At 67.9% G+C, this 9464-nt stretch carries 10 protein-coding genes and 1 riboswitch; all 10 genes read right to left on the bottom strand.

What is annotated here, in order from left to right; genetic code table 11:
* Nucleotides 1-156: 156 nt before the first annotated feature.
* Nucleotides 157-3003, bottom strand: coding sequence for an aminomethyl-transferring glycine dehydrogenase (gene gcvP / locus RMCN_RS24560; RefSeq protein WP_067394802.1), 2847 nt, complete (start codon nt 3001-3003; stop codon nt 157-159).
* 183 nt (nt 3004-3186) lie between these two features.
* Nucleotides 3187-3285, bottom strand: a riboswitch (glycine riboswitch).
* A 66-nt stretch (nt 3286-3351) separates the two neighbouring features.
* Entirely contained in the window at nt 3352-3987 is a 636-nt protein-coding gene (locus RMCN_RS24555) for a MerR family transcriptional regulator (protein WP_064418507.1), read from the bottom strand.
* 223 nt (nt 3988-4210) lie between these two features.
* A complete protein-coding gene (locus tag RMCN_RS24550) occupies nt 4211-4705 on the bottom strand; it encodes a bifunctional nuclease family protein (protein ID WP_059098552.1) in 495 nt (164 codons plus the stop codon).
* Nucleotides 4706-4765: 60 nt separating this feature from the next.
* Nucleotides 4766-5515: a transcriptional regulator FtsR gene (gene ftsR / locus RMCN_RS24545; RefSeq protein ID WP_067394799.1), complete on the bottom strand. Its 750-nt coding sequence runs from the start codon at nt 5513-5515 to the stop codon at nt 4766-4768.
* Nucleotides 5516-5546: 31 nt separating this feature from the next.
* Nucleotides 5547-6026, bottom strand: a complete 480-nt coding sequence (garA, locus tag RMCN_RS24540; RefSeq protein ID WP_064393704.1) for a glycogen accumulation regulator GarA — start codon at nt 6024-6026, stop codon at nt 5547-5549.
* Nucleotides 6027-6158: 132 nt separating this feature from the next.
* On the bottom strand, nt 6159-6554 hold the full coding sequence (gene gcvH, locus RMCN_RS24535) for a glycine cleavage system protein GcvH (RefSeq protein WP_064393703.1): 396 nt from the start codon (nt 6552-6554) through the stop codon (nt 6159-6161).
* Between the two features lie 47 nt (nt 6555-6601).
* On the bottom strand, nt 6602-7453 hold the full coding sequence (locus RMCN_RS24530; RefSeq protein ID WP_067394796.1) for a DUF881 domain-containing protein: 852 nt from the start codon (nt 7451-7453) through the stop codon (nt 6602-6604).
* A gap of 15 nt (nt 7454-7468) precedes the next feature.
* Nucleotides 7469-7801, bottom strand: coding sequence for a small basic family protein (locus tag RMCN_RS24525; RefSeq protein ID WP_064393701.1), 333 nt, complete (start codon nt 7799-7801; stop codon nt 7469-7471).
* A gap of 21 nt (nt 7802-7822) precedes the next feature.
* A complete protein-coding gene (locus RMCN_RS24520) occupies nt 7823-8740 on the bottom strand; it encodes a DUF881 domain-containing protein (RefSeq protein WP_064393700.1) in 918 nt (305 codons plus the stop codon).
* Nucleotides 8737-9363: a CDP-alcohol phosphatidyltransferase family protein gene (locus RMCN_RS24515; protein ID WP_064393699.1), complete on the bottom strand. Its 627-nt coding sequence runs from the start codon at nt 9361-9363 to the stop codon at nt 8737-8739. Before RMCN_RS24515 ends, RMCN_RS24520 begins: the two co-directional genes overlap by 4 nt.
* Nucleotides 9364-9464 lie beyond the last annotated feature (101 nt).

Here is a 9464-nt window from a genome sequence, read left to right as displayed (position 1 = left end):
CAACTCCCGACGCATCGACCGCGGATGCGGGTAACCACTAGGCATGAGCAACCTCCAAATCCAGGGATGTTGCACTGACCGTATGAATCTGCGGACGCTTGAACGTGTGTCAAGCCCACACTCGGCGCTAAGGGCGGGCAATTTGGTGGGCGTCGCTCAGGCGAACGCCTCGACCGGCGGGCACGAACACACCAGGTTGCGATCACCGTACGCACCGTCGATGCGACGCACCGGCGGCCACACCTTGGGGCGATAGTTCTTGCCCAGCGGATAAGCCGCCTGCTCACGGGTGTAGGCGTGGGTCCAGTCGTCCACCAGAAGGGATTCCGCGGTGTGCGGTGCGTTGCGCAACGGGTTGTCCTCGGCGGGCCAGGTGCCGTCACCGACCTTGTCGATCTCACCGCGAATAGCGATCATCGCCGCGCAGAATGCGTCGACCTCGGCGAGGCTTTCGCTCTCGGTGGGCTCGACCATCAGCGTGCCCGCTACCGGGAAGCTCATCGTGGGTGCGTGGAAACCGTAGTCCGCCAACCGCTTTGCCACATCGTCGACAGTCACGCCGGTCTGCTTGGTGATGGTGCGCAGGTCGAGGATGCACTCGTGGGCGACCATGCCGTTCTCGCCGGTGTAGAGCACCGGGTAGTACTCGTCGAGGCGACGGGCGATGTAGTTGGCCGACGCGATCGCGGTCAGCGACGCAGCGCGCAGCCCGCCTGCACCCATCATCCGGATGTAGGCCCAACTGATCGGCAGGATCGACGCCGACCCGTACGGCGCCGCCGAGACCGTGTACTTGTCCGGTAGTTCCTCGGCGAGCGGATGGCCGGGCAGATACGGCGCCAGGTGCGCGCGCACCGCGACCGGGCCGACACCGGGGCCGCCACCGCCGTGCGGGATGCAGAACGTCTTGTGCAGGTTGAGGTGGCTCACGTCGCCGCCGAACCGGCCGGGCCGGGCCAGGCCGACGAGCGCGTTGAGGTTGGCGCCGTCGACGTACACCTGACCGCCCGCGTCGTGCACGGCCGCGCAGATGTCGGCGATGTCGTGCTCGTACACCCCGTGCGTCGACGGGTAGGTGATCATCAACGCCGACAGCCGATCGGCGTGTTCGCTCACCTTCGCGCGCAGGTCGTCGAGGTCGACGTCGCCGTTGGGTCGGCACGCCACGACGACGACCCGCATACCCGCCAACGCCGCCGAGGCCGCATTGGTGCCGTGCGCGCTGGACGGGATGAGGCAGACGTCGCGGCCGGGCTCACCGCGTTCGGCGTGATACGCCTGGATCGCCAGCAGGCCGGCGTACTCGCCCTGCGAGCCGGCGTTGGGTTGCAGCGACACCGCGTCGTAGCCGGTGATGTCGATCAGCCACTGCTCGAGGTCGGCGATCAACTTCCGCAGTCCCGGGGTGTCGGACGCCGGTGCGAACGGATGCTGGCGCGCGAACTCCGGCCAGGTGATCGGTTCCATCTCGGCAGCCGCGTTGAGCTTCATCGTGCACGATCCGAGCGGAATCATGCTGCGGTCCAAGGCGATATCCTTGTCGGCCAGCGAGCGCAGGTAGCGCATCATCTCGGTTTCGGTGCGGTAGCGCGTGAACGCCGGATGGGTCAGGAATTCGGACGTGCGGGTCGCGATGCGGGGGCCGTCGAACTCCGCGTCGACCGGCGCCGCCGAGAAGGCCGACAGCACCGCCTCGACATGTGCGGCGGTGGTCGCCTCGTCGCAGGACACCGAGACGTGGTCGTCGTCGACCAGCCAGACGTTGATGCCGCGCGCCTTGGCGGCCTCGCGCACCGCCGCGGCCCGGCCGGGCACCGAAGCCAGGACGGTGTCGAAGAACGAGCGGTGCACGATCGGTACCCCGGCCGCCGTCAGCCCGGCCGCCACGGCTCGCGCCCGCTCGTGCACCCGGTGCGCGATCCCGGTCAGACCGTCGGCCCCGTGGTAGCTGGCATACATCGCGGCCATCACCGCGAGCAGCACCTGCGCGGTGCAGATGTTGCTCGTGGCCTTGTCGCGGCGGATGTGCTGTTCGCGGGTCTGCAACGCCAGCCGGTACGCCGGCGCGCCGTCGGCGTCCAGCGACACCCCGACCAGGCGGCCCGGCAACTGGCGCGCGTGCTTGGCGTGCACGGCCAGGTATCCCGCGTGCGGGCCACCGAAACCCATTGGCACGCCCAACCTTTGAGTGCTTCCAAACGCGACGTCGGCGCCGATCTCGCCGGGCGGGGTGAGCAGCGTCAGCGCCAGCAGGTCGGCACCGATCGCAACCAACGCGCCGCGGTCATGGGCCTGGGCTACGAGCTCGCTCCAGTCCACGGCGGCACCGCTGGCCCCCGGCAGCTGCGCGACGACGCCGAAGAACTCGCCGTCGGGCAACCCCTGGGTCAGATCGGCGGTGACGATCTCGATGCCGAGCGGCTCGGCGCGGGTGGCCAGCACCGCGGCACTCTGGCCGAACAGGTCGGCGTCCACGGCCAGCCGGTTCGACGGCCCGCGTACGGCGCGGTGCATCAGCGTCATCGCCTCGGCCGCCGCGGTGCCCTCGTCGAGCATGGAGGCGTTGGCGACCTCGAGGGCGGTCAGGTCGGTCACCATGGTCTGGAAGTTGAGCAACGCCTCGAGGCGGCCCTGGCTGATCTCCGGTTGGTACGGGGTGTAGGCGGTGTACCAGGCGGGGTTTTCAAGGATGTTGCGGCGCAACACCGGTGGGGTCAGCGTGTCGTAGTAGCCCTGGCCGATCATCGACACGGCCACGGTGTTCGTGTCGGCGAGCGTGCGCAGTTCGGCCAGCGCCTCGTCCTCGGAGGCGGCCGCGGGTAGCCGGTCGAGTCCCGGGGCCAAACCGTCGGCCGACAGCGGGTCGAGGATGCCCGATGGCAGCGCCTTCTCGGCGAGTTCGTCGAGTGAGGAGACGCCGATCGTCTCGAGCATGGTGGCGACGGCGTCGGCATCCGGTCCGATGTGGCGGTCGGCGAAATTGGGCTGATGGTGATCGAACACTCGGGCTACTCCAGACGCGTTCAGGCAGAGGACCGCTGGGTTCCTCCCCCTCTGTCGTCGACCCGGTGCGGGCGCCTGAGAGATTCGGCGATCACGACGGTGCGAGATTCGCCTTTCCCCATGGGCGGGCGAGGGCGGCCGGGCGGACCCGACCGGAGAGCTCACCGCTTTCCAGAGGCATCGGGGTCTCGTGCGGTCCTGGGTGCCTGAGAGGTTGACGGAGAGGTGTTGCTCCTTCGGCGTCCGTGACTGGCCGCCACGAAACTCTCCCGCACAAGCGCGATGCGTTCACGAGTTTACCGTCAGAGGCGCTGGCCTCGGCAGCGAGCGGGTGCGTGGCCCGAAATGTCAGCCGATCTTGCGGTCGCGGTGCTTGCGCCGCGAGGCCAACTCGTCCTCGGGAGCCGCGATCGACTCGCCCCCGTCGGCGCGCTCACCGGGGAAATCGGCGATAGCGCCGGTCAACTCCCGCATCGCACCCGAAACCGCGATGCCGAACACGCCTTGACCGCCCTGCAGAAGGTCGACGACCTCTTCGGCCGACGTGCACTCGTAGACCGTGGTGCCGTCGGAGAACAGCGTGATGTTGGCCAGATCGCGAACCCCGCGCTGGCGCAGGTGGTCGACGGCGACGCGGATGTTGTGCAGCGAGATACCGGTATCGAGCAGGCGTTTGACGATCTTGAGGACCAGGATGTCCTTGAACGAGTACAGCCGCTGGCTGCCGGAGCCTGCCGCGCTTCGGATGGACGGTACGACCAGCGACGTCCGAGCCCAGTAGTCGAGCTGGCGGTAGGTGATGCCGGCGATCTGGCAGGCGCTGGGGCCGCGGTAGCCGACGAGCTCGTCGGGAACGGAGTTGTCGGGGAACAGCCCGGCCTGGACGGGTTCTCCGGCCGGCTCCGGAGTGGTGGTCAGTTCCGAATCCGCGGGGCCGCTAGCAGCGGTGAGGTCCAGCTGCTCCTGACGTGGCGTGTCTCCCACTTCCAGATTCCTCTCGCCGATCGAACCCGCCTCTGTGACCTACGTGGGCACACATTTGCCAAGCCCGAGTGTGTCGAGCATACGCTTCTCGCCGTCCGCGGACTGCCCATCAGTGGTCCGGCCCCCAAAGTATGGCTGCCCGATTCGCCGACGGGGAAACCCGGTACCGCGTGTCGAGGGGACGAGACGTTTCCGTGACAAACCCGCAGGACGACGGCCGCCTCTAGGTGGCCTTGAAGTCGTCCGGAGAGACCGAATCCAAAAACTCCTTGAACTTCTCGACCTCGTCCTCGCGCACTGCGCCCGCCGCTTCGTCGTCGTTCTCGTCGGGAATGATCAGCCCGGCCTCCGCCAGCACCGCTTCCTCGACGTAGATCGGCACCCCGACCCGCAGCGCGATCGCCACGGAATCCGACGGACGCGCCGACACCTTGATGTCGCGGTCGAAGATCAGGTCGGCGTAGAAGGTGCCCTCCTGCAGGTCGACGATGCGCACCTCTTTGAGCGAATGGCCAAGCGCGGCAATGACATCTCGGATCAGATCGTGTGTCAGCGGCCGGGCCGGCTCGACCCCCTGCTGTTCGAGCGCGATCGCGGCGGCCTCCGACTGGCCGATCCAGATGGGCAGATACCGGTCGCCGTTGGACTCCCTCAGCAGCAGGACCGGCTGGTTCTGCGGCTGCTCCACGCGAATGCCGACCACACGAACCTCACCCATCTGCGTCTGCCCTCCGCACCGAAGAAGCGAGCTTCATAGCCATCGCTTCGAGTCTAATCCTCAGCGATCCAGTACGTCGCGCACAGCCGACTTGATCAACGATGTGTGCAATGTGATCGCCAAGGCCGCCACTTCACGTGCCAGATCGTCGGCCCGGTCGCGGGCGCCTGCCTTGTTGGCCTTGACGATAGGCCCTGCGATCTGGGCGATCAGATCGGACTGCCGATCGGCCGCCGACCGGAACGCCCGCAGGTGCCGGGGCTCGACACCGTAGTCCTCCAGAGCGCGGGCGCACTGGGCGATCACCACGGAATGCTCGTCGAAGAATCCGCCTCGTCCGGGCGTGATGACGCCGGCCTTGACGAGCGCGCCCAGCAGTTCTTCTCCGACGCCCGAGCGGGCCAGCAGATCCTCCCGCGACAGGCGCACCTGCGTCGGGGCCACCGCCGCCGCACCCCCGGGAGCGTCGGTGCCCTCTGTGCCGTCTGAGGACACCGGAACCAAACGCGGTACGCCGTATGCCGATCCGTTCTGGGGCAGCTCGCCGTCGGGCTGTGCGTCGAGCTGTGCCTTGATCACCTTCAGCGGCAGGTACTGGTCGCGCTGGGCGGTGAGGATGAACCGTAGACGTGCGCAGTCGTAGGCGGTGAACCGCCGGTAACCCGACGCGGTGCGCTCGGGGGTGACCAGGCCTTCGGCCTCCAGGAACCGGATCTTGGAAATGGTCACGTCCGGGAAGTCCGGTCGTAGCAGATCGAGGACCGCTCCGATCGACATCCCAGTGAGCGCGGGAGTGTCGGGTGCGCCCATGGTTACTCTTCGCGCATGCGTTGGTCGACCACTAGCCGGCCTGACCGCTGTCGTCGTTCTTCGGGCCGGTGAGAAACACCAGGCGGAACTTCCCGATCTGCACCTCGTCGCCGTTGGCCAGCACCGCCGAGTCCACCGGTTCGCGGTTGACGTAGGTGCCGTTGAGGCTGCCGACGTCGACCACCTGGAACTCACCGCTTTCGAGGCGGAACTCGGCATGCCTGCGGCTCACCGTGACGTCGTCGAGGAAGATGTCGCTGTCGGGATGCCGACCGGCCGACGTGGTGGGCTGGTCGAGCAGGAACCGCGATCCCGCGTTCGGCCCGCGCTTGACGACCAGCAGCGCCGATCCGGCGGGCAGACCTTCGACGCCCGAAACGGCGCCCTCGGTGCCAGCCGTGGCCGGGGCGTCCAGTTCATTGAGGAAGTCGGCGCGGAAGACGGACGTCGTTTCCACGGTGACTTCGTCAGACGTCTGGTCGGTCCCAGAGTTCTGGTCGTTTTCCGTCACCCGCTGCTCCTAACTGGCTGCTGTGGCGATACCGCGTCTGATGTCGACCGTACCGCGCGGCGAGCGCGATTGTGCCCACCACCGCCGGATCCGCCCTAGTTGGCGTCCGGTCTGCAAAACCCTAACAACCCGTCACTCGCTCACTGTGCTGCGGTAGCCGTCGGCGTCCAGCAGCGTGCCCAGCCCCTGCTCCAGGGCGGCGGGGTCGGCCTGCAGCTCGACCAGCCAACCCTCCCCGTAGGGATCGGAGTTCACGAGCTGGGGACTCCCCTCGAGATCACCGTTGACCGCAACGACTTTCGCGGTGACGGGGGCGTACAGGTCCGACACCGACTTGGTGGACTCCACCTCGCCGAACGACTCGCCGGCAGTCACCTCGGCACCGACGTCGGGCAGCTGGACGAACACCACGTCACCGAGCGCCGACTGGGCGTAATCGGTGATACCGACGCGCACGGTGTCGTCGCCGGTACGCAACACCCACTCGTGTTCTTCGGTGTAGTGCAGGTCGGCTGGGATTTCGCTCACGGCGCTCCTCGTTGTTCAGCGGTTCGGCCCGGGTTGGCAACTGACCCTCATTTGACTGGCTGAGCGTATTGGCGCTGTTTCGGTTGCCGCAAGGCGGTCACGTCGACGCGGTCGGACTGCTGCACAGCCATGCTGCCGCCGACCCGTTCGACGCTGTCCATGGCGCCACCGGGAATGGTCATGGCGGCGGCCAGGGTGGGCGGATCGCCAATGGCCAGAACCGAATACGGCGGGCTCATGGTGACGTCGTCGATCACCAGCGCGCCCGGGTTGCCGACGACCCAGGTGTCGACGCCGACGCGCACCGCGGTCTGCGCGTCGGTTCCCCCACCCCGGATCTCCATTGCCTCGGCGCCTGCGTTGCGCAGTTCGTTGATCACGTCGAGCAGCGTTTCGGCGGGCACGCCGGGCGCGGTGTCGGTGATCGTCAACGTCACACCAGGCCCGGTCGCGGGAACCGTGCCGATCAGGATGGACAGCGCGGCCAGACGGGCCTGGGCGTTCTCGATGGCGGCCTGGTCGCTGCTGCCGGACGCCTGCAATTGCGCCAGGGTGCGCTGCAGATCGTTCACCTCGGTGTTCAACGCAGCCTCCCGCTGTTGCAGCGAGTCCAGCAGCACCAACAGGTCAGCGGGCCGGGCGGTCTCGAGCGAGTCACCGGACTCGTTCTGCCGAACCTGGGTCACGATCGCCACACCGAGCAGTACGCACAGCACCACGGCCAGCGCCCCGAACACCACCTGGGAGCGGCCCCTCCGCATCACCCCGCCGATTCCGCCCGCGCGCAGGTCGCCGATCTCCTGAGACGGCTCGTCGGTCGGCAGTTCGTGGCGGCCGCCGCCGGCGCGACGGTCGTCGTTGTCATCGGGTAGGGAATGCTGCGGTGTGTGCTCATTCATGGGCATGCCTCGTCATCACGCGCCGAACAACCTGCGGCGCAAAGCGGCTGCGTTGCCGAAGATCCGGATTCCGAGCACGACGATGATCGCCGTCGACAACTGCGTGCCGACCCCCAACTGGTCGCCGAGGTAGACGATCAGCGCGGCGACCAACACGTTGAACACGAACGACACCACGAACACCTTCGAGTCGAAGATGCGCTCGAGGTACGCGCGCAGGCCGCCGAAAACCGCGTCGAGCGCGGCGACCACCGCGATCGGCAGGTAGGGCTGGACGAACTCGGGCACGTCGGGGTGGAACACCAGGCCGAGCACCACTCCCGCGATCAGTGCGGCGATTCCGATCATGTGTCTGACTTCATGTTCGTGTCATTGCCCAATCTGCTTGGCGAAGTTCAATTCTCGAACCGAGCCCGCGGGCAGCTTCAGCCCGTCGCCGGTACTCACGCTCACCCCGACACCGTAGGAGGCCTCCAGCAGCCGCAGCCGCTGCAGGCCCGGGCTGCGGTCGAATACCTCCTGCATCGCGTGCGGCGGTCCGATCGCGAGGACGACATAAGGGCTGCTGATCGGTTGATTGTCGACCAGGATGCCGCCGCCCGCCTGTCGGATAGTGACATTGGGGCCGATCCGCACGCCGCCGACCGACAGCGCTTCGGCGCCGCTGACCCACAACGAGTTGACGACCAGTTGCAGGTCGCGGTCGAGAATCACCTGCCTGCTGCCCGGGACCCGTTCTTTGGAGACGTCGCTCAGGTTGGCCGACGACGCGCCCGGGTCGGTGACGGTGATCGTCAGCCCGGGCCCGATCACGGGCGTGGCCGCGGCGGCGAAGCTCGCCTCGTCGAGGCGGCTGAGCAACTGCTGGCCCCGTGCGTCGCCCTCCAGGCGCCTGCGGCGTTCGTCGTCGACCTCGGCCGCCAGCGTGTCCCGGCGCTCGGCGGCCGCGGTGGTGTCGGCCTGCGCCGTCCGCACGCTGCCCGCAAGCACATGCTGCGTCTCCTGGACACCGGGTGCGGTCGCGCGCGCCTGGGCCACCGCGGCGGCGAACACCACCACCAGCAGCAAGGCACCCGCCAGCTGCCAGGCCCACTGCTGCCACCTCGGCCGCTCGCGGCCGGCGGCCTTCGCCTCGGCGGCCGCGGCGTACCCCGGATCGAGGTGATCGGTCAACAGCGACCGCAGCAGCGACGGCACCGGAATCTTGGTCGGCCGGTTCGCCTCGTGAGCGTTGCGGCCCGACTCCGGGTCATAGCCGCCGAGGGTGTTGCGGAAACTCTGCGTCATCGCGACACCTTCGGCAGTTGGCGCATCACCATGCCCACCTGGATCAGGTAGAGCACCGCTGACCACAGGTACATCAGCAGGCCCCAGATCAGAAAGCCCCACCCGATGGCCAGCACCACCCGGCTCCACGTGGCGTCCCACTGCCCCAACAGGATCAGCGGCAGACCCGACATCAACGCGAACGTGGCGGCCTTGCCGATGTAGGTGACCGGCAGCGCGGTCAGGCCACGGCTGCGCAGCAGCGGCAGCGTCGCGGCCAGCACGGCGTCGCGCCCGATCAAGGTGAGCACAATCCACCACGGCAGCGACCCGTGCAGCCCCATGGCGATCGGGACCGTCAGCATGTAGATGCGGTCCACGGCGGGATCGAGCAGCTCCCCCAGCCGCGATGACTGGTTGTCGACCAGCCGGGCGATCTTGCCGTCGGCCCAGTCGGAGAACCCGCTGAACATCAGCACGGCCACCGCCCAGGCGTTGGCATGCACCACGAGCAGCAGCCACAGGAAGACCGGCACCAGCACCAGTCGCACCGCGCTGAGCACGTTGGGCACGGTGAGCACCCGGTCGCGGGCCTGACCCGCCCCCTCCGGCGGCGAAGGCACCTGGCCATGCGCCTCGGTCATGGGCTAAACCTCGATCCACCGATGAACTGCCTATTTGATCGGGTGTCGTAACGAGGAAAGTGCCCTCTGAACTGGGATGATTGGTGTTCCTTACGCATCAA

Source organism: Mycolicibacterium novocastrense (assembly GCF_001570485.1).
Lineage (GTDB): Bacteria > Actinomycetota > Actinomycetes > Mycobacteriales > Mycobacteriaceae > Mycobacterium > Mycobacterium novocastrense.
The sequence above is the reverse complement of the archived record's forward strand: the minus strand, read 5'-3'. Positions and strand labels throughout refer to the sequence as shown.

Bases quoted from the DNA above. Each gene is read 5' to 3' on its own strand.
- RMCN_RS24550 (WP_059098552.1), bottom strand. From the start codon at position 4,705: ATGGGTGAGGTTCGTGTGGTCGGCATTCGCGTGGAGCAGCCGCAGAAC.
- ftsR (WP_067394799.1), bottom strand. From the start codon at position 5,515: ATGGGCGCACCCGACACTCCCGCGCTCACTGGGATGTCGATCGGAGCG.
- RMCN_RS24530 (WP_067394796.1), bottom strand. From the start codon at position 7,453: ATGAATGAGCACACACCGCAGCATTCCCTACCCGATGACAACGACGAC.
- RMCN_RS24525 (WP_064393701.1), bottom strand. From the start codon at position 7,801: ATGATCGGAATCGCCGCACTGATCGCGGGAGTGGTGCTCGGCCTGGTG.
- RMCN_RS24520 (WP_064393700.1), bottom strand. From the start codon at position 8,740: ATGACGCAGAGTTTCCGCAACACCCTCGGCGGCTATGACCCGGAGTCG.
- RMCN_RS24515 (WP_064393699.1), bottom strand. From the start codon at position 9,363: ATGACCGAGGCGCATGGCCAGGTGCCTTCGCCGCCGGAGGGGGCGGGT.